The sequence below is a fragment of the Microbispora sp. H10885 genome, assembly GCF_014161415.1.
In the GTDB taxonomy this organism is placed as follows: Bacteria; Actinomycetota; Actinomycetes; order Streptosporangiales; family Streptosporangiaceae; genus Microbispora; species Microbispora triticiradicis.
The window spans coordinates 308,508-334,571 of sequence record NZ_JABBWY010000011.1 but is presented as its reverse complement, the minus strand read 5'-3'; the positions used below and the strand labels follow the sequence as shown (position 1 = coordinate 334,571).

At 70.8% G+C, this 26,064-nt stretch carries 24 protein-coding genes and 1 riboswitch; of the genes, 12 read left to right on the top strand and 12 right to left on the bottom strand.

Translation table 11 applies throughout. The annotated features are described in order from the left end of the window. Positions 1–706: 706 nt before the first annotated feature. Together HHX37_RS28600 and mgrA are read left to right on the top strand one after the other, a co-directional pair. Entirely contained in the window at positions 707–2,794 is a 2,088-nt protein-coding gene (locus HHX37_RS28600) for a S9 family peptidase (RefSeq protein ID WP_182887468.1), read from the top strand. Then, positions 2,791–3,816, top strand: a complete 1,026-nt coding sequence (gene mgrA, locus HHX37_RS28595; RefSeq protein WP_182887447.1) for an L-glyceraldehyde 3-phosphate reductase — start codon at positions 2,791–2,793, stop codon at positions 3,814–3,816. Before HHX37_RS28600 ends, mgrA begins: the two co-directional genes overlap by 4 nt. A gap of 90 nt (positions 3,817–3,906) precedes the next feature. On the opposite strand, the gene HHX37_RS28590 is transcribed toward mgrA, so the two are convergent. Next, positions 3,907–6,312 carry a lysylphosphatidylglycerol synthase transmembrane domain-containing protein gene (locus HHX37_RS28590; RefSeq protein WP_310738389.1) on the bottom strand — a complete coding sequence of 802 codons (2,406 nt, stop codon included), beginning with the start codon at positions 6,310–6,312 and terminating at the stop codon, positions 3,907–3,909. A gap of 49 nt (positions 6,313–6,361) precedes the next feature. Between HHX37_RS28590 and HHX37_RS28585 the strand changes: the two genes are divergently transcribed. From HHX37_RS28585 to HHX37_RS28575, 3 genes are all read left to right on the top strand, one after another. After that, the gene (locus HHX37_RS28585) at positions 6,362–6,799 is read left to right on the top strand and encodes an RpiB/LacA/LacB family sugar-phosphate isomerase (RefSeq protein WP_182887446.1); all 438 of its coding nucleotides are present in this window, start codon (positions 6,362–6,364) and stop codon (positions 6,797–6,799) included. Between the two features lie 58 nt (positions 6,800–6,857). Beyond that, positions 6,858–8,903, top strand: coding sequence for a molybdopterin-containing oxidoreductase family protein (locus HHX37_RS28580; RefSeq protein WP_182887445.1), 2,046 nt, complete (start codon positions 6,858–6,860; stop codon positions 8,901–8,903). Positions 8,904–8,993: 90 nt separating this feature from the next. Continuing rightward, positions 8,994–9,443, top strand: coding sequence for a hypothetical protein (locus HHX37_RS28575; RefSeq protein WP_117409649.1), 450 nt, complete (start codon positions 8,994–8,996; stop codon positions 9,441–9,443). Between the two features lie 3 nt (positions 9,444–9,446). Here HHX37_RS28575 and HHX37_RS28570 read toward each other — a convergent pair whose 3' ends face one another. Both HHX37_RS28570 and HHX37_RS28565 read right to left on the bottom strand, forming a co-directional pair. Continuing rightward, on the bottom strand, positions 9,447–9,824 hold the full coding sequence (locus HHX37_RS28570) for a VOC family protein (RefSeq protein ID WP_182887444.1): 378 nt from the start codon (positions 9,822–9,824) through the stop codon (positions 9,447–9,449). 41 nt (positions 9,825–9,865) lie between these two features. Further along, on the bottom strand, positions 9,866–10,111 hold the full coding sequence (locus HHX37_RS28565; RefSeq protein WP_117409647.1) for a CBU_0592 family membrane protein: 246 nt from the start codon (positions 10,109–10,111) through the stop codon (positions 9,866–9,868). 5 nt (positions 10,112–10,116) lie between these two features. Beyond that, positions 10,117–10,188, bottom strand: a riboswitch (guanidine-III (ykkC-III) riboswitch). 145 nt (positions 10,189–10,333) lie between these two features. On the opposite strand from HHX37_RS28565, the gene HHX37_RS28560 reads away from it, so the two are divergent. Continuing rightward, positions 10,334–12,157, top strand: a complete 1,824-nt coding sequence (locus tag HHX37_RS28560; RefSeq protein ID WP_117409646.1) for an acyl-CoA dehydrogenase — start codon at positions 10,334–10,336, stop codon at positions 12,155–12,157. Here HHX37_RS28560 and HHX37_RS28555 read toward each other — a convergent pair. The 6 genes from HHX37_RS28555 to pdhA form a co-directional block, all read right to left on the bottom strand. Further along, positions 12,154–12,306 (bottom strand): hypothetical protein, encoded by a 153-nt coding sequence (locus tag HHX37_RS28555; protein ID WP_182887443.1) that lies wholly within the window; start codon positions 12,304–12,306, stop codon positions 12,154–12,156. The genes HHX37_RS28560 and HHX37_RS28555 overlap by 4 nt on opposite strands. A gap of 166 nt (positions 12,307–12,472) precedes the next feature. Continuing rightward, the gene (locus tag HHX37_RS28550) at positions 12,473–12,766 is read right to left on the bottom strand and encodes a Dabb family protein (RefSeq protein ID WP_182883745.1); all 294 of its coding nucleotides are present in this window, start codon (positions 12,764–12,766) and stop codon (positions 12,473–12,475) included. Between the two features lie 154 nt (positions 12,767–12,920). Then, complete coding sequence (locus tag HHX37_RS28545) at positions 12,921–13,820, bottom strand: hypothetical protein (RefSeq protein WP_182883744.1); 900 nt, start codon at positions 13,818–13,820, stop codon at positions 12,921–12,923. A 258-nt stretch (positions 13,821–14,078) separates the two neighbouring features. Then, positions 14,079–15,473 carry a dihydrolipoamide acetyltransferase family protein gene (locus HHX37_RS28540; RefSeq protein WP_182887442.1) on the bottom strand — a complete coding sequence of 465 codons (1,395 nt, stop codon included), beginning with the start codon at positions 15,471–15,473 and terminating at the stop codon, positions 14,079–14,081. Positions 15,474–15,487: 14 nt separating this feature from the next. Next, complete coding sequence (locus HHX37_RS28535; RefSeq protein ID WP_182883742.1) at positions 15,488–16,462, bottom strand: alpha-ketoacid dehydrogenase subunit beta; 975 nt, start codon at positions 16,460–16,462, stop codon at positions 15,488–15,490. Next, entirely contained in the window at positions 16,459–17,550 is a 1,092-nt protein-coding gene (gene pdhA, locus HHX37_RS28530) for a pyruvate dehydrogenase (acetyl-transferring) E1 component subunit alpha (RefSeq protein ID WP_310740571.1), read from the bottom strand. Before pdhA ends, HHX37_RS28535 begins: the two co-directional genes overlap by 4 nt. Before the next feature lie 336 nt (positions 17,551–17,886). Here pdhA and purS point away from each other — a divergent pair, with 336 nt between their 5' ends. From purS to HHX37_RS28505, 5 genes are all read left to right on the top strand, one after another. Beyond that, entirely contained in the window at positions 17,887–18,132 is a 246-nt protein-coding gene (gene purS, locus HHX37_RS28525) for a phosphoribosylformylglycinamidine synthase subunit PurS (RefSeq protein WP_138461733.1), read from the top strand. Between the two features lie 173 nt (positions 18,133–18,305). Then, entirely contained in the window at positions 18,306–18,755 is a 450-nt protein-coding gene (locus tag HHX37_RS28520) for an ATP-binding protein (protein WP_117409638.1), read from the top strand. Positions 18,756–18,949: 194 nt separating this feature from the next. Then, positions 18,950–19,633, top strand: a complete 684-nt coding sequence (purQ, locus tag HHX37_RS28515) for a phosphoribosylformylglycinamidine synthase subunit PurQ (protein ID WP_182887440.1) — start codon at positions 18,950–18,952, stop codon at positions 19,631–19,633. Next, entirely contained in the window at positions 19,633–21,888 is a 2,256-nt protein-coding gene (gene purL, locus HHX37_RS28510) for a phosphoribosylformylglycinamidine synthase subunit PurL (RefSeq protein WP_182883740.1), read from the top strand. The genes purQ and purL overlap by 1 nt, the downstream gene beginning before the upstream one ends. A 416-nt stretch (positions 21,889–22,304) precedes the next feature. Then, positions 22,305–22,814: a DinB family protein gene (locus HHX37_RS28505; protein WP_259406851.1), complete on the top strand. Its 510-nt coding sequence runs from the start codon at positions 22,305–22,307 to the stop codon at positions 22,812–22,814. A 19-nt stretch (positions 22,815–22,833) separates the two neighbouring features. On the opposite strand, the gene HHX37_RS28500 is transcribed toward HHX37_RS28505, so the two are convergent. Next, the gene (locus tag HHX37_RS28500; protein WP_220503225.1) at positions 22,834–23,838 is read right to left on the bottom strand and encodes a right-handed parallel beta-helix repeat-containing protein; all 1,005 of its coding nucleotides are present in this window, start codon (positions 23,836–23,838) and stop codon (positions 22,834–22,836) included. A 170-nt stretch (positions 23,839–24,008) separates the two neighbouring features. On the opposite strand from HHX37_RS28500, the gene HHX37_RS28495 reads away from it, so the two are divergent. Next, complete coding sequence (locus HHX37_RS28495; RefSeq protein WP_117409633.1) at positions 24,009–24,254, top strand: hypothetical protein; 246 nt, start codon at positions 24,009–24,011, stop codon at positions 24,252–24,254. Positions 24,255–24,261: 7 nt separating this feature from the next. On the opposite strand, the gene HHX37_RS28490 is transcribed toward HHX37_RS28495, so the two are convergent. Both HHX37_RS28490 and HHX37_RS28485 read right to left on the bottom strand, forming a co-directional pair. After that, entirely contained in the window at positions 24,262–24,948 is a 687-nt protein-coding gene (locus tag HHX37_RS28490; RefSeq protein WP_182887437.1) for a class I SAM-dependent methyltransferase, read from the bottom strand. Between the two features lie 255 nt (positions 24,949–25,203). Then, the gene (locus HHX37_RS28485) at positions 25,204–25,797 is read right to left on the bottom strand and encodes a collagen-like protein (protein WP_220503224.1); all 594 of its coding nucleotides are present in this window, start codon (positions 25,795–25,797) and stop codon (positions 25,204–25,206) included. Positions 25,798–26,064: the final 267 nt, after the last annotated feature.

Genomic DNA, 26,064 nt, shown 5'->3' with positions numbered 1-26,064 from the left:
ATGTGTTAAGCACGCCGCCAGCGTTCGTCCTGAGCCAGGATCAAACTCTCCAAACAATGTCTGAAAAGTGTCACCCCTGGCCGGCACCCCCCGGCTAAGGAAAGGCACCGTCAAAGGAATCCGCCACTAATCAACGGTGACGGGGTCATGCATGATTCATGCACTGGCTTTTAGCACACTGTTGAGTTCTCAAGAAACGGACGCGACCACCATCACCCGAAACCCGTCAACCAGGTCCCACGCTCCGGGGCGTTTCGTTTCGCTTGTGGTCTTAATCCTTCCCGATCAGCCATTCCGTGTCAAATCCGCCCTGTTCAGAACCGACTTGACCCGAAACCCGCCAACCGACAGGAATTCGACCGCCCCGTTTCCGGGGCAACCCCTCTAACTTACCCGAACCCTCACCCCGATGCAAACCGCATATCAGGACAAGATCCAGGAGAGTACGAGAGGCCGTCGGTCAACCGACCCGCGCACGCCAAGCCAACCACCAAGGTGATCGAAGAGGAGTGCGCCGGACCGCGCCGACATCACAAGATTACCAGGCCTCGGCAGCGCCATGACCCGAGTTGAAAGGAACGCATCCGAGGGGCGCCCTATTCCCGGTGTCGATCCCCCTGGTGTGGATCCGGGGACCGCCCCCCGAGACGGCTCGGAGGAGCCGTGGCAGGACCATGCCGAACATAGACTCTGGCGGGTGAGCGACATGCCGCCTGTAGCGAAGAAGGTTCCTTTCGAGCGCAGCCACCACGGTGACACCGTGGTCGACGAGTACGCGTGGCTGCTCAAGAAGGACGACCCCGACACCATCGCCTACCTGGAGGCGGAGAACGCCTACACCCAGGAGACGACGGCCCATCTTGGGGATCTCCAGGAGACGATCTTCAAGGAGATCAAGGGCCGGACCCTGGAGACCGACCTTTCTGTGCCCACGCGCAAGGGCGCCTGGTGGTACTACTCGCGCACCGAAGAGGGCAAGCAGTACGGCATCCAGTGCCGGGTGGCCGCCGACGGCGACGACCCGCCGAAGCTGGAGCCGGGCGAGCCGCTCCCCGGTGAGCAGGTTCTGCTGGACGGCAACGAGCTCGCCGGCGACAGCCCGTTCTTCTCCATCGGCACGAGCGCGGTCAGCCCGGACGGCACGAAGCTCGCCTATTCCACCGACTTCTCCGGCGACGAACGGTTCACGCTCCGGTTCAAGGACCTGGAGACGGGCGAACTGCTCTCGGACGAAATCCCCGGGGTCTTCTACGGCGGCGCCTGGTCGGGCGACGACTCCACGTTCTTCTACACGACCGTGGACGACGCCTGGCGGCCGTACCGGATCCACCGGCACACCCTCGGCCAGGCCTCCGAGCAGGCCGCCGACCAGAACGGGGACGTCGTCGTCTACCAGGAGGACGACGAGCGTTTCTGGGTGGGCATCGGGCTGACCCGCAGCCAGCGCTACCTCGTGCTCACCTCCGGCAGCAAGATCACGAGTGAGGTCCGGGTGCTCGACGCGAGCACTCCGGACGGCGAGTTCGCCGTCGTGCGGCCCCGGCAGACCGGCGTCGAGTACGCCCTGGAGCACGCGGCGGACGGGTTCCTCGTCCTCCACAACTACGGCGGCCCGGACGGCGACGGCGCCGTCAACTTCGAGCTCGCCACCGCCCCCATCGACGACCCGGGCACCTGGACCCCGCTGATCGAGCACAGGGACGACACCAGGCTGCTCGACGTGGACGCCTTCAGGGACCACATCGTCGTCCACTTCCGCCGCGACGGCCTCACCGGCGTGCGGATCCTGCCGGGCGACGGCGGCGACCCGTACGACATCTCCTTCCCCGAGCCGCTGTACGACGTCGCGCCGACCGGCAACGCCGAGTTCGAGACGGGCCGCCTGCGGCTCGGCTACACCTCGATGGTCACCCCGCCGTCGGTGTACGACTACGACCTGCGGTCGCGCGAGCTGATCCTGCTCAAGCAGAAGGTGGTGCTCGGCGGCTACGACCCGGCCGACTACGAGCAGTTCCGTGAGTGGGCCACGGCCGACGACGGCACCAGGATCCCGATCTCGATCATGGTGCGGAAGGGCACGGACCGGCCCGCCCCGACCCTGCTGTACGGCTACGGCAGCTACGAGTCCTCCATCGACCCCTACTTCTCGGTGGCCCGGCTCTCGCTGCTCGACCGGGGACTCGCCTTCGCCATCGCGCACGTGCGGGGCGGCGGCGAGATGGGCCGCCGTTGGTACGAGGACGGCAAGCTGACCCGGAAGAAGAACAGCTTCACCGACTTCGTCGCGTGCGCGCGCCATCTCAAGGCCTCGGGCTGGTCGAGCCGGGTCGTCGCCAGGGGCGGATCGGCGGGCGGGCTGCTCGTGGGCGCCGTCGCCAACCTCGCGCCCGAGGAGTTCGCCGGGATCGTCGCCGAGGTGCCGTTCGTCGACGCGCTGAACACGATCCTCGATCCCTCCCTGCCGCTGACGGTGACCGAATGGGACGAGTGGGGCGACCCGCTGCACGACCCCGAGGTCTACGCGTACATGAAGAGCTACTCGCCGTACGAGAACGTCGACGGCCGGCCGTACCCGCCGATCCTGGCGACCACCAGCCTCAACGACACGCGGGTGTTCTACCACGAGCCCGCCAAGTGGATCGCCCGGCTCCGCGACAGCGCGGCGGGCGGCCCGTTCCTGCTGAAGACCGAGATGGGCGCCGGCCACGGAGGCCGCAGCGGCCGTTACGACGCCTGGCGTGAGGAGGCGTTCGCGCTCTCCTGGATCCTTGACCGAGTTGGAGTGACCGAGTGAGCTACGTGGCAGCCGAGGGCCGGTACGGGCCCATGCCGTACAACCGGACCGGACGCAGCGGGCTGAGGCTGCCCGCCGTGTCACTCGGGCTGTGGCACAACTTCGGTGACGACAAGCCGATCGAGACGCAGCGGGCGATCCTCCGCCGGGCCTTCGACCGCGGGGTCACCCACTTCGACCTCGCCAACAACTACGGCCCGCCGTACGGCTCCGCTGAGATCAACTTCGGGCACCTCTACCAGCAGGACTTCGCCAGGTACCGCGACGAGCTGGTCATCTCGACCAAGGCGGGCTACGACATGTGGCCCGGCCCGTACGGCAACTGGGGATCGCGGAAGTACCTGCTGGCGAGCCTCGACCAGTCGCTGAAGCGGATGGGCCTCGACTACGTCGACATCTTCTACAGCCACCGCTTCGATCCCGAGACGCCACTGGAGGAGACCATGGGGGCGCTCGCCCACGCGGTGCGCTCCGGGAAGGCGCTCTACGCCGGCATCTCGTCCTACTCCCCTGAACGGACCCGGCAGGCGGCGGCGATCCTGCGGGACCTGGGCACGCCCCTGCTCATCCACCAGCCCTCCTACTCGATGCTCAACCGCTGGATCGAGAACGGGCTGCTCGACGTGCTGGAGGAGGAGGGCGCCGGCTGCATCGCGTTCTCGCCGCTGGCGCAGGGCATGCTGACCGACCGCTACCTCGACGGCATCCCCGAGGACTCGCGGGCGGCGCAGGGCAAGTCGCTCGACCCGTCCCTGCTGTCGGAGGAGAGCCTGCGCCACGTCCGGCGGCTGAACGAGATCGCCGGGCGGCGGGGCCAGTCGCTGGCGCAGATGGCGCTGGCCTGGGCGCTGCGCGACCGCCGGGTGACGTCGGTGCTCATCGGCGCGAGCAGCGTGGAGCAACTCGACGCCAACCTGGACGCGGTCGGCCGGCTCGGCTTCGACCAGGAGGAACTGGACGAGATCGACAAGGACGCGGTCGACTGCGGCATCAACCTCTGGGCCGCCTCCAGCGCCGAGTGACCGAGGTGAGCGTCCCGAAGTGACCCCGCGCGCCGGTCCGGGCGGTCGCGCGGGGCGGTGCCCGCTGAAAGGCAGGGCGGAGGAGGCGGGTCAGAGGGCGTTCTTGCGCTGGAGGTAGGCGAAGGAGGCCCAGCCGGGGAGGACGGGCAGCCAGAACGTCATCAACCGGAACAGCAGCACCGCCGAGGTGGCGACCGTGGCGGGCAGCCCGGCGACCGTGAGGCCGACCGACAACGAGGTCTCCACCGCGCCGAGGCCGCCGGGCGTCGGAGCTGCGGAGCCGATCGCGTTGCCGGCGAGGAACACCACGGCGACGGCCGTGAACGACACGTCGCCGCCGAAGGCCTGTACGCAGCCCGCCAGACAGATCACGAAGCTGAGCGTGAGCAGCAGCGTGCCGGCGACGGCCTCCAGGACCTTCCGGGGCGACTGCACGACGTCGAGCAGCCGGGGGATCACCCCCGAGAACAACGCGCGCACGCGGGACGTGACCACCCGGCGCAGCGGCCGTATGGCGAGCAGGATGAGGAACAGCACGGCCACCCCGAGCAGCACCACGAGAAGCCCGCGCGACGGGGTCAGGGACGGCGCGGCCTGCGTGCCCGTCAGATAGCCGAACAGCAGCAGCAGCATGATGTGCATGGTCAGGCCGATGAGCTGGGACGCTCCGACGCTCGCCACGGCGGCCCCGGGCGGCACCCCGCGCTTCTGCAGGTAACGGGTGTTGATCGCGACCCCGCCCACCGCGGCTGGGGCGACCAGCTTCACGAACGACCCGGCGAGCTGGGCCAGGATCGTGTGCCCGAGCGGCAGCGACTCGGGGACGAAGCCGCGCAGCATCACCGCGGCGGCCACGTAGCTCAGCGCGGCCGCCACCAGCGCGACCCCGCTCCACGCCCAGTTGGCCGTGGTGACGACGGAGACCAGGTTGACCTGGCTGAGCTGGGGCAGCAGCAGGTAGGCCGCGATCACGCTGAGGATGATCGTGACGAGCGTGCGGGGGTGGAACCGCTCCAGCCGCACCTCCTCCACCTCGGCCTTGGGCTTCAGCGCGATGATCTGCTCGCGGAGCGCGGGCAGCAGGTGCTTGTCGCGGCGGGCGGCGGTCCTGGTGTCGCGGCTCAGCGCGATCCGCTGGAGCAGCGGCATCGCCCCGGCCAGAGCGTCCTCCCCCAGCGCCTTCGCCGCCGACCGGACGGACCGCTCTGCTCCCACGCGGGTGCCGAGGTAGGAGAGAAGCTGGGCGATGTCGAGCCGCAGCAGCAGGTCACCGGCCGCGATCTCGCCGCTGCGGGCGTCCACGAGGTAGACGTCGCCGTGCGCGTCGACGTGGATGCTCTCGCCGGTGAGATGGCGATGGGCCAGGCGGTGGGCCTGCAGCAGCCGCACCTGCTCCCACATCCGCGCGAGCAGCTCGTCGTCGAAGTCCGCGTCGTCCAGCTCGCTCACCGGCCGGGTGTCCACGTGCTCGTAGGCGAGCAGCGCGGCCTCGGTGCCGACCTCGCTGGTGCCCAGCAGGCGCGGCAGCCGTACGCCCGCCGCCTGCGCGGCGTACGCCATGAGCGCCTCGCGCTCCAGCTCGGCGCGCAGCGAGCGGATGGCCCGGCGCCGGGTCTCGTTGTTGAGCAGGAACCGCCGCCACAGCCGGTAGAGGACCCCCGCGACCTGGCGGTCCCGGTCGAGGACGGTCACGTCGACGGTGCGGTCGCCGGCGAGGCCGATGAGGTAACGGCGGCTGCCCGAGCTGTCGTCCTCCACCCGCCGGGCGCTGACCGGCGTGAACCCGAGCCTGCGCAACGCGGCCAGCACGGCGCTGCCCGGCGGCCGGGTGTTGGCGCTGCCGATGCCGTACAACGTGCCGAAGCCGACGGCGAGGCCCACGACGTAGGTGAGGATCACGCCGAGCGCGGTGACCTTGGTGGCGGTGAACAGCGCGAACACGTCGAGGCCCAGAGCGACCCACATGAGCGCCCGCCAGTGGGGGCGGCGCGACATCCGCACCGCCGTGGCGTAGGCGATCGCGGGGGTGAGCACGGTGTTCAGCGGCTCGACGTCCCGGTTGCCGGTGAGCAGCTGCCTGAGGTCCGCGGGACCGGACTGCACCAGCCACTCGCCCAGCGCGTACGAGACCAGCAGGGCGAGGATCGCGGCGATCAGCCCTTGGGTGACGCGCATGCCGTCGCGGTGGAAGACCCGCTCGACGGCGAACGCCACCGGGACGACCAGCACGGCCACGCCGCCCAGCAGCCCGGCGGCGGCCGAGAGCACCTCGGGCGCGCGGCCGGTGCCCGTGTGGACGTCGGACTCCAGGCCGTTGAGCGTCCGCTGCAGGGCCAGGGCCAGCAGCACGACGGCGGCGAGGGCCAGCAGCGTGAGCAGGAACCGCAGGGCGTCCGAAGGACGGCGGATCCGCTGCGGCAACAGAGGCTCGACGACCAGGACGACCCCCGGGCCGGGGGTGTCCAGTGTCAGGTCCTGCTCCTTGATGCCTCTCACCACCAGCGATTCTGTGCGATCTTCGCACTCAGTGTCCAGAATTAATGGCATGCATATATCCCTGGCCTCGGACAGCCTCGACGGGATCACGCCGGCGCTGGCCGCCGAGGTGCAAAGGCGCGGCCATACAGTCACACTCTATGGAGCGCTGGCCCCGGACGGCCGGGCCGATTGGGCCTGGTGCTGCTCCAGCGCCGCGCGGGACGTGGCGGAGGGCCGGTCGGACCAGGCCGTCGTCTGCTGCTGGACCGGCACCGGCGCCTCCATCGCGGCCAACAAGGTGGCGGGGGTGCGGGCCGCGCTGTGCGCCGACGCCGTCACCGCCGCGGGCGCCCGGAAGTGGAACGACGCCAACGTGCTCGCGCTCAGCCTCCGCCTGACCTCCCCGCAGGTGCTCACGGAGATCCTGGACGCCTGGTTCGCCGCCGCGCCCAGCACCGAACCCGAGGACGCCGCCAACATCGCGTACCTGCGGGAGATCCGCTGAGGACGGTGGGAGGACGCGGCGAGGGGACGGCCGACAGCGGCACGCTAACGTCAAGGCCATGAGCACGTCGCTACCCATCCTGGGCGCCTGTCCGCTCGACTGCCCCGACACCTGCTCCTGGGTCGTGACCGTACGCGACGGCGAGGCCGCCGCGCTGCGCGGCAACCACGACCACCCCTACACGCGCGGAGCGCTGTGCGTGAAGGTGAACCGCTATCTGGAGCAGGTCCGCGCGGCGGACCGGATCCTCCATCCCCTGAAGCGGGTCGGGCCCAAGGGGTCCGGCCGGTTCGAGCGCGTCCCCCTGGACCAGGCGCTGGCGGAGATCGCGGCGAGGCTGACGTCGATCGTCGAGGAGCACGGCGGCGAGGCGATCTGGCCGTACCAGGGCACCGGGACGCTCGGGTATATCCAGGGCGAGTCGGGACAGGCCGGGCGGCGGTTCTGGAACGTCCTCGGCGCGTCCCGGCACGATCTCAACATCTGCGCGCGGGCGGGCAACGACGGCCTGCGCTACGTCAACGGGACCCCCGGCGGCATGGATCCCGAGACGTTCGCCCTGTCCCGGCTGATCCTGCTGTGGGGCACCAACACGCTGACCAGCGGGCACCACATGTGGAAGTTCGTCCAGGACGCCCGCGCCGCCGGAGCCCACGTCGTCGCGATCGACCCCGTCCGCACGCGCACGGCCGACCAGGCGGACGAGCACCTGCCGATCCGGCCCGGGACGGACGCCGCGCTCGCGCTCGGCCTGCTGCACGTCGTGCTGGAGGAGGGCGCCGAGGACCGGGCGTACATCGAGGAGCACACGACCGGCTGGGACGAGTTCGAGGCGGAGATCCGCAGGCATCCCCCGGCGCTCGTCGCGGAGATCACCGGGCTGCCCGAGGAGCGGATCAGGGCCCTCGGCGTACGCCTCGCGCACACGCGGCCGACCGGCATCCGGGCCACGATGGGCATCCAGCGGCACGAGGGCGGCGGGACCGCGATGCGGACGATCGCCTGCATCCCGGGTGTGACCGGCGACTGGCGGCACCCCGGCGGCGGGGTGGCCTACTCCACCTCGGCGTACGCGCCCACTGGGCCCGACCCCCGCGACGACCTGCTCCCCCACCCGGTGCGCACGCTCACGATGACCCGGCTGGCCGACGGGCTGGACGAGTCGGTCAAGTGCCTGTGGGTCTACGCGGCCAACCCCCTCGGCTCGACCTCCGACCAGAACCGGATCAGGGCGGCGCTGGCGCGGGAGGACCTGTTCACGGTGGTGATGGAGCAGTTCCCGACCGACACGGCCGACTACGCCGACTACGTGCTGCCCGCGACGATGCAGATCGAGCACCTGGACGTGCATCACGGCTACGGCCACATGTACATGGTGTGGAACGAGCCCGCCGTCGCGCCGCCGGGCGAGTGCCTGTCCACGACCGAGACGTTCCGCCGGCTCGCCCGGCAGATGGGCCTGACCGAGCCGTCCCTGTACGACACCGACCTCGAACTCGCCGAGCAGACGCTCGCCCAGGCCGGGATCACGCTGGAGGAGATCCGCAAGCAGGGCTGGGCGCGGCTGCCGGCGGCCGACCCGTTCGTGCCGTTCACGGAGGGCTTCCCGACCCCGAGCGGCCGGCTGGAGTTCGCCTCCGAGCGGGCCGAGGCGGCCGGGCTGCCGCGCGTCGCGGGTTACGTGCCGTCGCTGACGGCCCGTACGGCTCCCGCCGACCGGCCGCACCCGCTCGTCCTGGTCACGCCGGCGTCGCACACGTTCCTGAACACGACGTTCGGCAACAACCCGGAGCTGCGCAGGCGGTCGAAGGGCCCGCGGGTGCTGGTCAACCCGGCCGACGCGGCGCCGCGCGGCCTCGTGGACGGGCAGGCCGCCCGTGTCTTCAACGGGAACGGGGAGTTCCGGGCGTACGTGGAGGTCAGCGACCGGGTAGCGGCGGGGGTGGTCGCGGCGCCGAAGGGCCACTGGCCGAAGCACGCGGCCGGCGCCAACCCCAACGCGGTGGTGGACGAACGCGACGCCGACATGGGCCGGGGCGCGGTCTACCACGACAACTTCGTCGACGTCGCCCCGCTCCCGGAGGGGGTCACCCTGGAGGGATAGGGGTGCCGGGGGACCTGACCAGGGGGCGTCAGGGGATGCTCAGGGACTTCCCCGATGCCGCCGGACCACCCGGGCAGGCACGCTGTAACCATGAACGAACTCACCCGAATGGACGAGATGTCCCTGGCCGGCGCGGCCCTGCGCGGCGCTCCCTGGCGTGCCGCGGCGACGGCCGGCGGGGCGGTCGCAGCCACGAGCTTCCTCCTGGGCGTCATCCTGCCCGGACCGGCGGACCTGACCTGGGCCCTGTGCTCGGGTATCACCCTGTTCGCCCTCGTCGCGGGGATCGGATCGATCTCCAAGCCGAACGTGGGCGACCGGGTGACCCGGCAGGCCCGCCACTGGGCGTTGCGGCACCCCTGGCGCTTCTCGCTCTACCCGGGGCTGGGCGCGGCGGCCCTGATGTATCCCGTGCAGCTCGTGATCGACCGCGAGGGCGTCTTCGGCGCGGGCTGGGACGCGCTGTGCGGGGGCCTGCTCGTGCTGCTGGTCACCGCCGTCTTCACGCTCTCCATGCGGAGCCGGGCCAAGGGCGCGTGAGTCTCAGGACTCCCGCTCCGCCGCGCTGCGGCACACGCAGAGTTCGTTGCCCTCGGGGTCGAGCAGCGTGACCCAGCCCGCCCCTTCGGGGGTGCGGTGGTCCTCGTACGGCTTGGCCCCGAGCGCGAGCAGCCGCTCGACCTGCTGGTCGCGGGTGCCGTCCCCGGTCGGGTTGACGTCGAGGTGGAGCCGGTTCTTGACCGTCTTGCCCTCGGGCACCCGGATGAAGAGCAGGTGCGGAGGACCGTCCGGGCGGTCCAGCATGACCTCGTCGTCCTCCGGTTCGGAGCCGACGAGCGGCCAGCCCAGGGCCTCGCTCCACCACCGGGCCAGCTCGTACGGCCGGGCGCAGTCGAAAGTCATCGTATGGATCTCAAGCATGCGCCCACCCAACCGCGACACCATCAAAGGTGTCAAGCCGGTTATGTGACCATCCGCCGCGGCCGGAGCGATCGGACGAGGCCGGCCGCGGAGACCACGGCCCACACCCCCTCAAGCAGCAGGAACCCCCAGTCGGCGTCCGCGTACGCGAGCCACGCGAGCACGGCGGAGCCGACGAGGTTGAGCGTGAGGTAGATCTTCGACCGGCCGTCCAGGACGTTCATCTGGGAGAGCAGGAAAGCGCCGAGGACGAGGACGGCGCCGGCGATCTGCAGAAGCTGGTTCATATCCCTTCGCCCGCCGTCTTCGCCGCTCCGGGTACGGCAGGCACCTCGTCCGGGAGGGCCGCGAGTCGCGCCCCTCACAACCCCAACATATCCGTTGTGCGGGAGGATTCGCGCGATCTGTGGTGGAGGCTATGGATATGCCGGGTTACCGGCGGGTAGCATTCGGGCTAGAGTTACCGACCAGTACGTTACCCCCGGGTCTGGTTCTAGGAGCGCACACAGATGGGTCACTACAAGAGCAACCTCCGCGACCTGGAGTTCAACCTCTTCGAGGTGTTCGGGCGCAGGGAGATCCTCGGCGCCGGCCCCTTCGCCGAGGTCGACGAGGACACCGCCCGCAGCGTGCTGGACGAGGTCAACCGGCTCGCCACCGGGCCGATCGCCGACTCGTTCGAGGACGCCGACCGCCACCCGCCCGTCTTCGACCCGGCCACCCACGACGTGACCATGCCGGAGAGCTTCAAGCGGTCGTACCAGGCCTGGGTGGACGCCGAGTGGTGGCGCCTGGAGCTGCAGCCTGAACTGGGCGGCACGCCCGCTCCGCGCAGCCTCGTGTGGGCGATGGCCGAGATGGTGCTCGGGGCCAACCCCGCCGTGTGGATGTTCGCCTGCGGCCCCGCCTTCGCCCGCCTGCTGTTCGAGCTCGGCACCCCCGAGCAGAAGCGGTTCGCCGAGATGGCCGTCGAACGGCACTGGGGCGCGACGATGGTCCTGACCGAGCCCGACGCGGGCTCCGACGTCGGGGCCGGCCGTACGAAGGCGATCGCGCAGCCCGACGGCACCTGGCACATCGAGGGCGTGAAGCGCTTCATCACCAGCGCCGAGCACGACATGGCCGAGAACATCTTCCACCTCGTGCTGGCCCGCCCCGAGGGCGCCAAGCCCGGCACCAAGGGCCTGTCGATGTTCCTCGTGCCGAAGTACCTCGTCGACATCGAGACCGGCGAGCTGGGCGAGCGCAACGGCGTCTACGTCACCAACGTCGAGAAGAAGATGGGCCTCAAGGTCTCCACGACGTGTGAGCTCACCCTCGGCGAGAAGCACCCCGCCATCGGCTACCTGGTCGGCGACACGCACGACGGCATCCGGCAGATGTTCATGGTCATCGAGCACGCCCGCATGATGGTGGGCGCCAAGGCCATCGCCACGCTCTCCACCGGCTACCTGAACGCGCTGGAGTTCGCGAAGAACCGCCTCCAGGGCGCCGACCTCACCCGCGCCGGCGACAAGACCGCGCCGCGCGTGCCGATCACCCACCACCCCGACGTACGCCGCGAGCTCATGCTGCAGAAGTCGTACGCCGAGGCCATGCGGGCGCTGGTGCTCTACACGGCGACGATCCAGGACCAGATCCAGATCGCGGAGTTCGAGGGCCGTCGCGACGAGGCCGCCGAGGCGCTGAACGACCTGCTGCTCCCGCTGGTCAAGGGTGTCGGCTCCGAGCGGTCGTACGAGCTGCTCGCGCGCTCGCTGCAGACGCTCGGCGGCTCGGGCTTCCTGCAGGACTACCCGATCGAGCAGTACATCCGCGACTCGAAGATCGACTCTCTGTACGAGGGCACGACCGCGATCCAGGGCCAGGACCTGTTCTTCCGCAAGGTCCTGCGGAACCAGGGCGCGGCGCTCGGGTCGCTGCTCGGCGAGATCAAGGCGTTCGCCGCCTCCGAGGCGGGCAACGGACGGCTGAAGGTCGAGCGGGGGCTGCTCGACGAGGCGGCCGACGAGGTCAAGGCGATGGCCGACACGATGGCCGGATGGGCGATCGCCTCGATGGAGACGCCGCGGGAGGTCTACAAGGTCGGCCTCAACACGACCCGGTTCCTGATGGCGCTCGGCGACCTGGTCCTCGGCTGGCTGCTGCTGCGCCAGGCCGAGGTGGCGCTGAACGCGCTGTCCGTCTCGGAGCACGACAAGGACTTCTACACGGGCAAGATCGGGGCGGCCTCGTTCTTCGCCCAGACGATCCTGCCCCGCCTGGCCGCCGAGCGCCGCGTGCTCGCCGCCACCGGGCAGGACCTCATGGACCTGCCCGAGAGCTCCTTCTAGGAGGAGGCGGTCGCGTCGGTGTCGACGGTGGTGAGCAGTTCCTCCCGCTCGGGGGTGTTCTCCGGGCGGACGAAGCCGATGACCGTGAACAGCACCAGCGAGGTGGCCACCGGCGCGGCCGTCGCCACGGCGGTCGAGACGCCGCTCACGCCGTAGTCGGTGAGCCGGCGTGTGTGACCGGCTCCCGGCCGGGCACGCGCAGCCGCTCAATGGGCCCTTCGGTGATCGTCCGGCAGGGCACGTGCGCGAACGGCGGGACGAGCGGCGACGCCCGCTCGCCCTCGGCCGTTCATGCCCGGGAAGCGTGAACCGTGGTCAGAGTGCGTACTGCACGGCCGCGCGGGCGGCGAGAATCTGCGCGATGCACTCCTCGATCACCGCCAGGTGAGCCGGGTGGTCCCGATAGACGATGTAGTCCTCCGGGGAGTCGAACTCGGCCGTCACGGCGAAGGAGAAGTTGCCCTGGTTGACGCCCGCGTCCAGGCCGATCTGGTAGGTCCGGATCTCGGGGATGATGCCCGGCAGCTCGTTCAGCCGCCTGGCCACCTCGGCGCGCTGCTCCTCGGTGGCGTCGTCGGTCCACTTCAGCAGCACGATGTGGCGGAACATGCACTCTCCCTGGGACGGGACGCACGCGGCCCGGTGGCCGCGCTCTTCACGGCGCTCATCCTCTCATCCCCCGTCCCCGGCGATCTCCAGCGCCCCTGCCGTCTCCGGCGTCCCGGCTTCTCCGGCCTTCCCCGGCTTCTCCACGGCGCGGGTGTCAGATCCAGTGGCACTCGACGGAGGCCCTCCTGCGCCGTGCCACGAGCCACTCGCCGAAGGCGGCCTCGCCCGCGGCGGCGAGCGTCTCCGGATCGTCCCGCGCCGCCCGGCGGTCCAGCACCACGCCGGTCAGATAACCGTCGCCGTACGGGACCGGGCCGACCAGCGCGTCGAGGCCCGCGTGGCGCAGCGGCAGGGGCAGCTCCCCGGCCCACCGCTCGCCCACCGTCACCACGGCCTGCTCGTAGCCGGTCAGGACGGAGACGCAGTGGAGCAGTTCGCCGTCCACCGGCTGGGAGCCCGTCACCCACAAGGCGCGTACGCGGTCGAAGTCGGAGCGGTGGGAGGCGAGGTGGCCCGGCCCGAGCTCGGCCTGTTTGCGCCGCCGGAAGCGGCGCCGCCGGGCGATCCCGGCGACGAGCGCCTCGAACTGCTCCCCCGACCACGGCGTCTCCGCCAGCCAGGCCAGCGTGGCGGCCCGGTCGTGCAGGCCGCGCCGGGCGCGGAGCTCCGCCACGGCCTCCCGCAGATCGCCGTCCTCAAGCGGCTCGTCGTCCTCCACGAGCTCGCGCGGCGGGAGGCACCGCTCGGCGACCTCGTCCGGGCCGTCCGGCCGATGTCGCTCGCCTCGCGGCACCGACAGCGTCACCACCCCGCCCTCGGGATGGCGCAGCCGCAGGCCGTACCCGTCGCGGTCGCCCGGCACGAGGCGGGGGCAGGCACCGGGATGGCGGCCGGCCCACTCCTCGATCACCTTGCCCGCCTCGGCGAGAGGCGTGGCCCGACGGCTCAGGGCGCGCAGGATCTCCGCGCCCTCGGCGAGTACGACGGCGAACCCGGCGATCGCCGCCGCTCCCCCGTCTCGCGTCACGAGCGGGCCGTGGTCTCCACGAATCACGGTAGGGAGGCTAGGAACCCGTGCTTGAGTGTCACTGGTTCCGATCTTGCAGACGGCTTGTACGCCCCGAGCCGACGGGCGTGACGTGCTCCTCCGGGGTTCACGAGCGGCGCAGTCACGAGCCGCGCAGTCACGAGCGGCGCAGTCACGAGCGGCGGGTGCGCGGAGCTCGCGCCCCGGCGTCCGTCGGTAAGGCGACCGTCGGCGGAAGGGCCGGAGACCGCCATCGGTCTCCGGCCCTCCGGGGAATCGTGTGCGTCAGCTCCAGGCGAGCATGCGCAGGGGGTCCTCCAGCATGGCGCCGACGTCGCGCAGGACATGGGAGCCGAGTTCGCCGTCGACCACACGGTGGTCGAACGACAGCGCCAGCGTGGTCACCTTCCGGACGGCGAGCTGCCCGTCGACCACCCAGGGCATGTCCCTGATCTGGCCGACGGCGAGGATCGCCACCTCTCCCGGGTTCAGGATCGGCGTTCCGGCGTCGACGCCGAAGACCCCCACGTTGGTGATCGTGATCGTGCCGCCGCTCAGCTCGGCCGGCTGGCACCTGCCCGCCCGCGCCCGCTCGGTGAGCTCGCCGAGCGCCCGCGCGAGGTCGGGCAGCGACATCGCGTCGGCGTCCTTGACGTTCGGCACGATCAGCCCGCGGTCGGTGGCGGCGGCGATCCCGAGGTTCACGTAGTGCTTGACCACGATCTCCTCGCCGGTCCACGAGGCGTTCGCCATCGGGTGCCGCTTCACCGCCGTGATCAGCGCCTTCGCGACCAGGAGCAGCGGCGACACCTTGACCTCGGCGAACTCGGGCAGCGTCCGCAGCCGCCGCACGGCCTCCATCGTCCCGGTCACGTCGACCTGGAGCCACTCCGTCACGTGCGGAGCCGAGAACGCGCTGGCCACCATGGCCTGCGCGGTCGCCTTCCTGACCCCTCGGACCGGGATGTACTCCTCCCGCGCGGTCCCCGAGGCCGCGGAGGTTCCCGAGGCCGCCGGGACGGGCGCCGCCACCGCCGCCTCCACGTCGGCCCGGGTGATCGACCCCTGCGGGCCGGTGCCGGTGAGGGCCGTCAGGTCGACGCCGAGGTCCCTGGCGAGCTTGCGCACCGGCGGCTTCGCCAGCACGCGGGCCCCGGCGGAGGCCGGATGCCCGTTCCCGGGCACAGCGGGCACGGAGGACGCAGCGGGCGGGGTAGCCGCGGCGCGGGTGGCCGGAGCAGGTGTGACCGAAACAGGAGGGGCCGAAACAGGCGCGGGCGAGGCCGGTTTGCGGGGCCGGCGGCGGGTCGCGGACGTCTTCACGCCGTACCCCACGAGCACCGGCTGGCGCTTCTCCTTCTTCGGCTCGGCGCCGTCTCCCGCGCCCGGCACCAGGTCGTCGGCCAGCGCCTCCCGGCCGGCGTCGGCCGGGCCCTCGCCGTCGCCCGTACGGACCGAGATGATCGGGGCGCCGACGTCGACCGTCTGGCCCTCGTCGGCCATCAGGGCCGACACCGTGCCCTCGTACGGGCAGGGCAGCTCCACCACGGCCTTGGCCGTCTCGATCTCCACGATCGTCTGGTTGATCTTCACGGAGTCGCCCGGGGTGACGTGCCACCTGACGATCTCGGCCTCGGTCAGCCCCTCGCCCACGTCGGGGAGCCTGAACTCACGGAGCATCAGATCTCTCCCCTCTAGTAAGCGAACGAGCGGTCGACGGCGTCGAGCACCCGGTCGAGGTCGGGCAGGTAGTGCTCCTCCAGCCGGGACGGCGGGTACGGCGTGGAGAACCCGCCCACCCGCAGCACCGGGGATTCCAGGTGGTAGAAGCAGCGCTCGGTGACCCGCGCCGCGATCTCGGCCCCGAACCCGGTGAAGACCGGAGCCTCGTGGACGACCACGCAGCGGCCGGTCCGCGTCACCGACTCGGTCAGCACCTCGGCGTCCAGCGGGTTGAGCGAGCGCAGGTCGATCACCTCGATGTCCCGTCCGTCCTCCTCGGCCGCCGACGCGGCCTCCAGGCAGGTCTTCACCATCGGCCCGTACGCCACGAGCGTGACGTCCCGGCCGGGCCGTACGACGCGGGCGCGGTCGAGCGGCAGGCCGGGGGCGGCGAGGTCCACCTCGGCCTTGTCCCAGTAACGGCGCTTGGGCTCGAAGAAGATGATCGGGTCGTCGCAGCGGACCGCGTCCTGGATCATGGTGTACGCGTCGGCGGGGTTGGAGCACGCGACCACCCGCAGGCCGGCGGTGTGGGTGAAGTACACCTCCGGCGATTCGGAGTGGTGCTCGACCGCCCCGATGCCGCCGCCGCAGGGAATGCGCACGACGACCGGCAGCTTCAGCGTGCCGAGCGACCGCAGCGGCATCTTGGCGAGCTGCGTGATGATCTGGTCGGCGGCCGGGAACACGAACCCGTCGAACTGGATCTCGCAGATGGGCCGGTAGCCGCGCAGGGCCAGGCCGATCGCCGTGCCGATGATCCCCGACTCGGCGAGCGGCGTGTCGATGACGCGGTCCTCGCCGAAGTCCTTCTGCAGGCCGTCGGTGACCCGGAAGACGCCGCCGAGCTTGCCGACGTCCTCTCCCATGAGGAGGACCTTGGGGTCGTCCTCCATCGAGCGCCGCAGTCCCTCGTTCAACGCCTTGGCGAGAGTCAGTGTGGTCATCGCTCGAATCCCGCCAGGTAGGTCAGATACTGCTCGCGCTCCTCGTCGAGGAGTGCGTGGGCGCCCGCGTACACGTGATCAAAGATAGCCCCGGGCGGCGGGTCGGGCAGCGCGAGGCACCGGTCGCGCACGTCCTTGCCGAGGGCGTCGGCCTCCGCGTCGACCTTCTCGAAGAACTCCTGGTCGGCGAGCTGGTTCTTGAACAGGTACGCCTTGACCCGCTCGATGGGGTCCTTCAGCTTCCAGGCCTCCAGCTCGTTCGCGAGGCGGTAGCGGGTGGGGTCGTCGGACGTGGTGTGCGCGCCCATCCGGTAGGTGAACGCCTCGATCAGGGTCGGGCCCTGCCCCTCGCGGGCGTTCCGCAGCGCGCGGCGGGTCACGGCCAGGCAGGCGAACACGTCGTTGCCGTCGACCCGGATGCCGGGGAAGCCGAAGCCCGAGGCCCTCTTGTAGAGGGGGATCTTCGACTGCTTCTCCAGCGGCTCGGAGATCGCCCACTGGTTGTTCTGGCAGAAGAACACGACCGGGGCGTTGAACACCGAGGCCCAGATGAAGGACTCGTTCACGTCGCCCTGGGAGGTCGCGCCGTCGCCGAAGTAGACGATCGCCGCGGACTCCCCGCCGTCGCGCTGGATGCCCATGGCGTACCCGACCGCGTGCAGGGTCTGGGAGCCGATGACGATCGTGTAGAGGTGGAAGTTGTGCTCGGCCGGGTTCCATCCGCCGTTGTTCACGCCGCGGAACAGCGCGAGCAGGTTGACCGGGTCGACGTCGCGGCACCAGGCCACGCCGTGCTCGCGGTAGGTGGGGAAGGCCATGTCGGCGCCGGTGAGCGCCCGGCCCGACCCGACCTGCGCGGCCTCCTGCCCGAGCAGGGACGCCCAGAGGCCGAGCTCGCCCTGTCGCTGGAGCGCGACGGCCTCCAGGTCGATGCGGCGGACGAGGACCAGGTCGCGATAGAGGGAGCGGACCTCTTCGGCGGTCAGCTCGATGTCGTAGTCGGGATGCTCGACCCGCTCTCCCTCGGGGGTGAGCAGTTGGACGAGATCCGGGGGTGCGTCGGCACCGCGAGGGGCGTGGGCTGTCACATGCCACTCCTGTGCGTCTCGTGCCCGCCACGGGTGGGGTCGCCACCGCCGGAGGGCCGGGTAGGGTCGGCGGTCGGCCGCTGGGGGTGGGCGACCGGTCGCATATGCGGACATCGTGGCAGAAGTCACACCCCTTCGCGCAAGACCCCGCCTCCTGTCCACACTTCTCCGATTCCCGGGGCGTGAGGCGCCACACTCCTCCGCCGCGGCCCGGCCCACCGCGTGGCCCGTCGCGAGCGCGTCGCCGGGCCGCCACTAGGCTTGACCGCGAAACGGACCCACCGAAACCGGCGGACCCCCCGAAACTGGCGGACCACTCGAAATTGGAGGCACATCGTGGCGCGCGTCATCGTCGACGTCATGCTCAAGCCGGAGATCCTCGACCCGCAGGGGCAGGCGATCGCCCGGGCGCTGCCGCGGCTCGGCTTCTCCGGGGTCTCCGAGGTGCGGCAGGGCAAGCGGTTCGAGCTGGAGCTGGACGGGCCCGCGGACGAAGCCGCCCTTTCGGAAGTCCGAAAGATGGCCGAAACCCTGCTGGCCAACACGGTGATCGAGGACTTCGCAATCCACGTCGCGGAGTGAAGTGGTGCATTTCACACCGCCGTGCCCCTGACTTCTCCCTCGTAAATGGGACATAGGTCGTCTTAAACCCACCCATGAGGCACGCCCCGAATAACAGGACCGTCATTTTGCGGTTAGCCCTGATTCAGTGGGGAAGCCTACCGTGGTGACCTTCGACACCGGGGAGGGGTCCGGTGGATATTGAGTTCTCGCTGGCCATGCCGAGGGATGCGATCGGCATCCCGATGGTCCGCCGCGTGGTGGGGAACGCGCTCAGGTCCCTCGGGGTGACCGAGGAGTGCGTGTCCGACATACTCCTGGCCACGTCCGAGGCATGCGCCAACGCTGTAAGGCACGGTGGACCGGCCAACCGTTACGAGGTCATGGCCACCATCGGCAACGGCCGATGTGAGCTGCGCGTCGCCGACGGCGGCGAGGGGCTGCACATGATTCCCCGGCAGCACCCGCCGGCCGAGACCGAGCACGGCCGTGGAATCCTGATCATGCGGGCCGTCGTGGACGACCTGTCCTTCGACATCACGCCCGGCCGCGGCACGACCGTGCGGCTGTGCAAGGAGCTCGACTGGGCCGAGGACGCCATCGCCCACCATCTCACTCTCGACCGCCACCTGGCCGGGGTCTGAGGACCCCGGCCACCGGCCGCGCCGGCCCAGGGCGCGGCACGGGTGGCCCATGACGCGCCCCGATCGGTTCGGGGCTCCGCGAGAGCAGCCGATTTGGCGGCTCCGATACTCTGAGGTGTACCGCCACTGACCGCCGTCCGGCACATGAGACGGTGGCGTCCGGCCTGGCGGCGATCCTTGGAGGGAACACAGTCATGAGCGCTGCCCGGGTGGGCGTCGTCACCTTCCCCGGAACACTCGACGACCAGGATGCCGCGCGAGCCGTACGGCTGGCCGGAGCGGAGGCGGTGCCGCTGTGGCACGCCGACCACGACCTCAAGGGCGTCGACGCCGTCTTCCTGCCCGGCGGGTTCTCCTACGGCGACTACCTTCGCTGCGGGGCGATCTCCCGGTTCTCCCCCCTCATGACCGAGCTGATCCCGGCCGCGCAGGCCGGGCTGCCCGTGCTCGGCACCTGCAACGGCTTCCAGATCCTCTGTGAGGCGCACCTGCTGCCGGGCGCGCTGACCCGCAACGAGGGCCTGCACTACATCTGCCGCGACCAGCGCATCCGCGTGGAGAGCACGCGTACTGCCTGGACCGCGGACTTCGCGGACGGTCAGGAGATCGTGCTGCCGATCAAGCACGGCGAGGGCCGCTACGTCGCCGACGCCGCCACGCTGGCGGCGCTGGAGGGCGAGGGCCGGGTGGTCTTCCGCTACGCCGGCGGCAACCCCAACGGCTCGCTCAACGACATCGCGGGGATCGCCAACGAGGCCGGGAACGTCGTCGGCCTCATGCCCCACCCCGAGCACGCGGTCGAGGACCTGACCGGCGCGCCGAGCGTGGACGGCCGCGGCTTCTTCTCCTCGATCCTGAAGAGGCTGGTGAACGCGTGATGGCCCTCGACAGCGTGAAGCGCGCGCAGGAGACGCCCGAAGAGCGTCAGCCGTACGCCGAGCTGGGCATGAAGGACGACGAGTACCAGCGCGTACGGGAGATCCTCGGACGGCGGCCGACCGGCTCCGAGCTGGCGATCTACTCGGTGATGTGGAGCGAGCACTGCTCCTACAAGTCGTCGAAGGTCCACCTGCGGCAGTTCGGGACCAAGGCGCCCGAGTCGGAGGCCCTGCTCGTCGGCATGGGCGAGAACGCCGGCGTGGTCGACGTCGGCGACGGCTGGGCCGCCACCTTCAAGATCGAGTCGCACAACCACCCGTCGTACGTCGAGCCGCACCAGGGCGCCGCGACCGGCGTCGGCGGCATCGTGCGCGACATCATGTCGATGGGCGCGCGGCCGGTCGCGGTGATGGACTCGCTGCGCTTCGGCGGAGCCGACCAGCCCGACACCCGCCGGGTGCTGCCCGGGGTGGTGGAGGGCATCAGCCACTACGGCAACTGCCTCGGCCTGCCCAACATCGGCGGAGAGGTCGTCTTCGACCCCTGCTACATCGGCAACCCGCTCGTCAACGCCCTGTGCGTCGGCCTGCTGCGCAAGGACCAGATCAAGCTGGCCACCGCCCCCGGCCCCGGCAACAAGGTCGTGCTGTTCGGCGCGCGTACCGGCGCGGACGGCATCGGCGGCGCGTCGGTGCTCGCGTCGGCCACCTTCGAGGACGAGTCGCAGGCCAAGCGGCCCGCCGTACAGGTCGGCGACCCGTTCATGGAGAAGCTGCTGATCGAGTGCTGCCTGGAGCTCTACCAGGCGGACGTGGTCGTCGGCATCCAGGACCTCGGCGCGGCCGGGGTGTCCTGCGCGACCACCGAGCTGGCCGCCAAGGGCACCGGCGGCATGCGGGTGGACCTGAACCTCGTCCCGCTGCGCGATCCCTCGCTGCGGCCCGAGGAGATCCTGATGAGCGAGTCGCAGGAACGCATGATGGCGGTCGTCACGCCCGACGACATCCCGGCCTTCATGGCGATCTGCGACAAGTGGGACGTCCCGGCGACCGTGATCGGCGAGGTCACCGACTCCGGCAGGCTCGTCATGACGTGGGACGGCGAGGTCATCGTCGACATCCCGCCGGGCACGGCCGCCGACGAGGGCCCGGTCTACGAGCGCCCGTTCCACGAGCCCGCCGGGCAGGCGGCGCTCAACGCCGACGGCCCCGAGCGCCTGCCCCGGCCCGCGGACCTGCGCGAGACCCTGCTCACCCTGCTCGGCTCGCCCAACCTCGGGTCGAAGGAGTGGGTGACCTCCCAGTACGACCGGTACGTGCGAGGCAACACCGTCCTGGCGCAGCCCGCCGACGCCGGCATGCTGCGGATCTCGGAGACGATGCCGGGGGCGGAGGAGACCACCCGGGGCATCGCGCTGGCGACCGACGGCAACGGCCGCTACGCCAGGCTCGATCCGTACAGCGGGGCGCAGCTCGCGCTGTCGGAGGCGTACCGGAACGTCGCCGTCACCGGCGCGAAGCCACTCGCGGTCACCAACTGCCTCAACTTCGGCTCTCCGGAGGACCCCGAGGTCATGTGGCAGTTCTCGGAGGCCGTACGCGGGCTCGCCGACGCCTGCCGCACCCTCGGCGTGCCGGTCACCGGCGGGAACGTGTCGTTCTACAACCAGACCGGCTCGACCGCGATCAACCCGACACCCGTGATCGGCGTGCTGGGCGTGATCGACGACGTGGCGCGGCGGGTCAGGTCCGGCTTCCCGGAGGCCGGCCTGCGCGTGCTGCTGCTGGGCGAGACCCGCGAGGAGTTCGGCGGCTCGGAGTGGGCGCACGTGGTCCACGGCCACCTGGGCGGGCTGCCGCCCCAGGTGAACCTGGAGGCCGAGCGCGCCCTGGCCGCGGTGCTGGCCGAGGCGGCGGCCCGCGGGCTGCTGGAGGGCTCGCACGACCTCTCCGACGGCGGTCTTGCGATCGCCCTGGCCGAGGCGTGCCTCTCCCGTGGCGTCGGCTGCACGGTGACGCTGCCGGGCGAGGACGCGTTCACCGACCTGTTCAGCGAGTCGGCCGCGCGTGCGCTGGTGTGCGTCCGCCCGGACGCGTTCGACGCGTTCGCCGAGCTGTGCGCCCGGCACGAGGTGCCCTGCTCCGGGCTCGGCCTCACCGGCGGCGACGCGCTCGTGGTCGAGGGCGTGCTCGACGTCCCGGTCGCCGAGCTTCGCGAGGCTCACACCTCGGCCCTGCCCCGCGTCTTCGGCTGATCGTCTGTCCGAGGGCCCTTCCGGACGACCCCGTCCGGAAGGGCCCTCGGCCTTCCGTGGTGGGGAGTCGGACTCTGGACGTAGTGCCGTCTTCGAGTCGCCCGGATCACGATGGCGCGGCTAATCAACAAGTACGGGGGGCCCACGACTCACGCGGCTTTCCTCGATCACCTTCACACCACCACGAGCACCGGCGGCTTCAGCCTTGTCTCTCTCACTCCCGGGGATTTGAATCGCATGGCCGAACTGGTGCGCGGTTATCCGGCCCTGCGCCTCGATCCGGCCGTGAACTCACCACGTCAGGGTCCTTGCGTCGCGGCGGGGAAAACGGCTGGCGAGCGGAGTGCTCGGGGACCACCATGGGCACGGTGAACGACCAGCCCCAACGATGGACTCAGGCGACCGTATATCGAGACATGTGGGTGGATCCGGCTGACGATCCCCGCGAGAACAACGAAGTCAGCCCGGAAGGCGAACTGGCGACGCTGCGGGAGTACCTGAGGAACTACCGGCTGACCCTGCTGATGAAGTGCGAGGGGCTCAGCGCGGAGCAGCTGGCCCGCCGGTCGGTGCCGCCGTCGACCATGTCGCTGCTCGGCCTGCTCCGGCACCTCGCCGAGGCGGAGCGGGACTGGCGCGGCTGGATCCTTCCCGGTGGCCCGCCGCCGAAGCTGTACGGCCCGGGTGGCGACTTCGACGGAGCGGTCGCCGACCAGGCGGTGGTGGACGCCGCGTACGCCGACCTCGCCCGTGAGCAGGAGGCCACCGACGCCGCGCTGGCCGAGCACCGGGATCTGAGCGTGCGTCTGGGGAAGGACGCCATCGCCGTCCGCGACCTGCTGGTGCACCGGATCGAGGAGTACGCCCGGCACTGCGGCCACGCGGACCTGCTGCGGGAGTGCGTCGACGGCCGCGTGGGCCAGTGAGGCACATCGCCCGGGGGCGTCAGGAACACCTGCCGTTCTTGAGCAGACGGCCGCCGACCGCCTTGTTGTCGCAGGTGATCGTGTTTCCGCCTACGGTGTCGTTGATGCCGACACCGGCGGCGCCGTCGAGATAGAGGGTGTTCCTGCGGAAGACGTTGCCGGTGCCCCAGCCGTCGACGATCTCGTGGGTCTGGAAGCCGTCGGCGGGGGTGTTCCTGCCGACGTTGCCCTCGATCAGGTAGCCGTTGCCCTTGACGTCGACCCAGGAGTCGGCGGTCGCGGCGACGAGCGCCGACCCGTCGAAGACGTTGCCGACGATGCGGCCCCCGCGGGTGCCCTCCTTGACGTCCACCGCCTCGGCCCTGGACCGGATGACGTTCCCGCGGACCAGGTTCCGGTCGCTCCGGTCCATCCGCCCGCCGGAGTACCGATCCCAGTTGGACTTCGCCGAGCCGAGGTAGACGCCCTCGCCGAACTCCGCGCGACGCAGGCCGGTGTTGTCGATCCGGTTGTACTGGACGATGTTGCCGCTGCTGAAGGCACGCAGATGGACGGCCTCGTCGCCGATGTCGCGGACGGTGAGGCCCTGGATGACCGAGCCCCGGGTTCCGTCCGCCATGACGCCCTTCTGGCTGTTCCTGACGGTGAAGCCCACCAGGCGCCAGTAACCGGCCCGGTCGAGGTGGAAGCCGTACCCCTTGCCGACGCCGCCGCCGTCCAGCACCGCCGCGGCGGGGCCGCACAGGTAGATCGGCTTCTTCGGCGTGCCGGAGCGCCGGGCGACGAACCTGCCCCGGTAGGTGCCGGGCCGCAGCCGGATGACGTCGCCCGCACGTGCCGACCTGAGCGCCTCGTGCAGCTCACCGGCGCTGCCGACGGTCCTGGTCGGCTTCGGGCAGCGGATCGCGCCCGTCCCGGTCGGCACGGACATCGCGGGTGCGGCGGTGGCCGCGGCCGCCGGCCACGCCACGGCGGGGACGACCAGGGGTACGACGAAGGCGCCGACGAGCGTGGCGTTTCTCATGAGACGTCTTTCCGTCCGATTGCGCAGTCGACCACAAAGGGTGCGAGGTGGTGCAAAGCTACACCGTTCCATAGTCGGTGTCCCGGGACCATCGTGATCAGACGGCCTATCCGGGGCGGGAGCGCGTAAAGTCACTCCGGTGATCGTCGCCTCCGGCAGAGGAGAAGACAGTGTGGCTTGACGCGGAACTGAGTCCCCGGTCTCTTCACGACCCGGAGGACTTCACCGCTCTCAAGGTGACGGCCCGGCGCGAGGACCATGTCTGGCTCACCCGGGAGGACATCATCCGCCTGGCCGGTGACCAGGGCCGGGACCCGGAGTGGCGGGACAGGCTCGATCGGATGCTGGAGTACGCCGCTTCCAAGGGCTGGGTCGACGACGCCGGGGCCGTACGGGCCCACGTGGAGTGGACCTGACCCTTCGTCACGACCCGGACGGCGGGCCGGCGGCGGCCACCGGCTTGCGGGCGACGAGGTAGGCCTGGGGGGTCCGTTCGGACTCGCCGCGTTCGCAGAGCAGGCGGGCGATCACGGGGATTCCCGCGTCGGCCAGCAGCCGGGTCAGGTGATCCGGCGAGACGCGGTGGAAGTCGAGCGCGACCTGGTGCCCGAACGCCTCCGCGAGGTGGAACGGCTCGTCGCCGACCTGGCCGACCTGGAAGGCGAGCAGGAGATGACCGCCGGGCGCCAGCACCCGGTGGAACTCGGCCAGCACCGCAGGATGATCCTCCGGCGGCGTGTGGATGATCGAGTACCAGGCGACCACACCGCTCAGGGACTCGTCGGCGATGTCCAGGGCCGCGAGGCGGCCTTCCTCGAACCGGATGTGCGGGTGCTCCTGACGGGCTACCGCGATCATGCCCGGTGACAGGTCGACGCCGGAGACGTCGAGGCCGAGCGCGTGCAGGTGCGCCGTGATCCGGCCCGTTCCGCACCCGGCCTCGACCACCGGGCCCGGGAGGTCCGACGTCCGCACGAGCTCGGCGTACGTGGCGAGCATCGCGCGTTCGAAGGGCTTGCCGGCCAGCGAGTGCCGGGCGAAGTCGACGTAGTCTCCGGCCATCGCGTCGTACGCCGCCCGGGCGACCCGGACGTAGGAAGGCTCGATCATGACCGGCCACCCTAGTACCCGGAGCCGGCGACCGCCTTCCGGGACCACGAGGGCCGCACCCGTGCCCGTCGCGCGGCCTCCGGGGAGCGGCGGAGTCGAAAGCAGGCCGGAAACGCGCGAAGACCCCTCCGGTAACCCCTCCGGAAGGGCCTTCGCGGTGCCGTACGCCAACGCCTCGTCGCGTACGGCAGGCATATGTGGAGCGCCGTACGGTGGAGCCCCCACGGACTCCACCCTTCCGGCGGCGTGGCTGACTCAGACGCCGACGCAGATGACGTACATGGTGCCCTTGGTGCCGACGGACCCCTTGACCTCCCAGCCGGTCGGCTTGCCTCCGGTGATGATCGGGCCGTTGGTGGTGACCTCACCGACGATGTTGGTGCCGCGGTAGCCGCCGCCGGTCGCGTAGGTCCCGCTGTCGCAGCTCAGGCTCTTGGAGCCGCCGCCGAGGCCGAAGCTGAACTCGGCCGACTTGTACGAGACGCCGGCGACGCCGTCCTTACCGTCCTTGCCGTCCTTGCCGTCGTCGCCCTTGGGACCCTGCAGACCACGCGGGCCCTGCTCGCCGGCCTTGCCGTCGTCGCCCTTCGGGCCCTGCGCACCGGTCTCGCCCTTCGGGCCCTGCGCGCCCGTGTCGCCCTTGGGGCCCTGAAGGCCACGCGGGCCCTGCAGACCCCTCGGACCCTGCAGACCACGCGGGCCCTGGGGACCCTGCGCACCCGTGCCGCCGATCCCCGCCGGACCCTGCGGCCCCTGCGGACCCGCCTGGTTCCACGACACCTTGTACTCGGTCGCCTTGCACCTGGTCGTCACCCCGACCAGACGCATGTACCGCGTCGACTTGTTCACACACGCGTAGTACGCGCCACCACTCGCCGACGAGGCCGTCGCCGCCCCACCCAGAACCAGAACCGACCCCACCAGAGCACCAGCCGTCACAAGGCCGATGGTCCGACCGCCCGGCAACTTGATAGCCACGAGACTTCCCTTTCTGCGGCACACGAGGTGCTTGGATCACAAGAGGTACGAGTGATACACGTGCGAAAGAAAGGGATGGTTGACGGCACAAACATCACGTATGCGCATCAAGGCCGCGAGTCAGGCCGCACAGTCAGA

Excerpts from the sequence above, each read along its gene's own strand:
- HHX37_RS28575 (WP_117409649.1), top strand. The coding sequence starts at position 8,994 with ATGAACGAACTCACCCGAATGGACGAGATGTCCCTGGCCGGCGCGGCC.
- HHX37_RS28560 (WP_117409646.1), top strand. The coding sequence starts at position 10,334 with ATGGGTCACTACAAGAGCAACCTCCGCGACCTGGAGTTCAACCTCTTC.
- purL (WP_182883740.1), top strand. The coding sequence starts at position 19,633 with ATGGCCCTCGACAGCGTGAAGCGCGCGCAGGAGACGCCCGAAGAGCGT.
- HHX37_RS28500 (WP_220503225.1), bottom strand. The coding sequence starts at position 23,838 with ATGAGAAACGCCACGCTCGTCGGCGCCTTCGTCGTACCCCTGGTCGTC.
- HHX37_RS28505 (WP_259406851.1), top strand. The coding sequence starts at position 22,305 with ATGTGGGTGGATCCGGCTGACGATCCCCGCGAGAACAACGAAGTCAGC.
- HHX37_RS28585 (WP_182887446.1), top strand. The coding sequence starts at position 6,362 with ATGCATATATCCCTGGCCTCGGACAGCCTCGACGGGATCACGCCGGCG.
- HHX37_RS28550 (WP_182883745.1), bottom strand. The coding sequence starts at position 12,766 with ATGTTCCGCCACATCGTGCTGCTGAAGTGGACCGACGACGCCACCGAG.
- HHX37_RS28540 (WP_182887442.1), bottom strand. The coding sequence starts at position 15,473 with ATGCTCCGTGAGTTCAGGCTCCCCGACGTGGGCGAGGGGCTGACCGAG.
- HHX37_RS28570 (WP_182887444.1), bottom strand. The coding sequence starts at position 9,824 with ATGCTTGAGATCCATACGATGACTTTCGACTGCGCCCGGCCGTACGAG.
- HHX37_RS28580 (WP_182887445.1), top strand. The coding sequence starts at position 6,858 with ATGAGCACGTCGCTACCCATCCTGGGCGCCTGTCCGCTCGACTGCCCC.
- HHX37_RS28490 (WP_182887437.1), bottom strand. The coding sequence starts at position 24,948 with ATGATCGAGCCTTCCTACGTCCGGGTCGCCCGGGCGGCGTACGACGCG.
- HHX37_RS28565 (WP_117409647.1), bottom strand. The coding sequence starts at position 10,111 with ATGAACCAGCTTCTGCAGATCGCCGGCGCCGTCCTCGTCCTCGGCGCT.
- purQ (WP_182887440.1), top strand. The coding sequence starts at position 18,950 with ATGAGCGCTGCCCGGGTGGGCGTCGTCACCTTCCCCGGAACACTCGAC.
- HHX37_RS28600 (WP_182887468.1), top strand. The coding sequence starts at position 707 with ATGCCGCCTGTAGCGAAGAAGGTTCCTTTCGAGCGCAGCCACCACGGT.
- HHX37_RS28535 (WP_182883742.1), bottom strand. The coding sequence starts at position 16,462 with ATGACCACACTGACTCTCGCCAAGGCGTTGAACGAGGGACTGCGGCGC.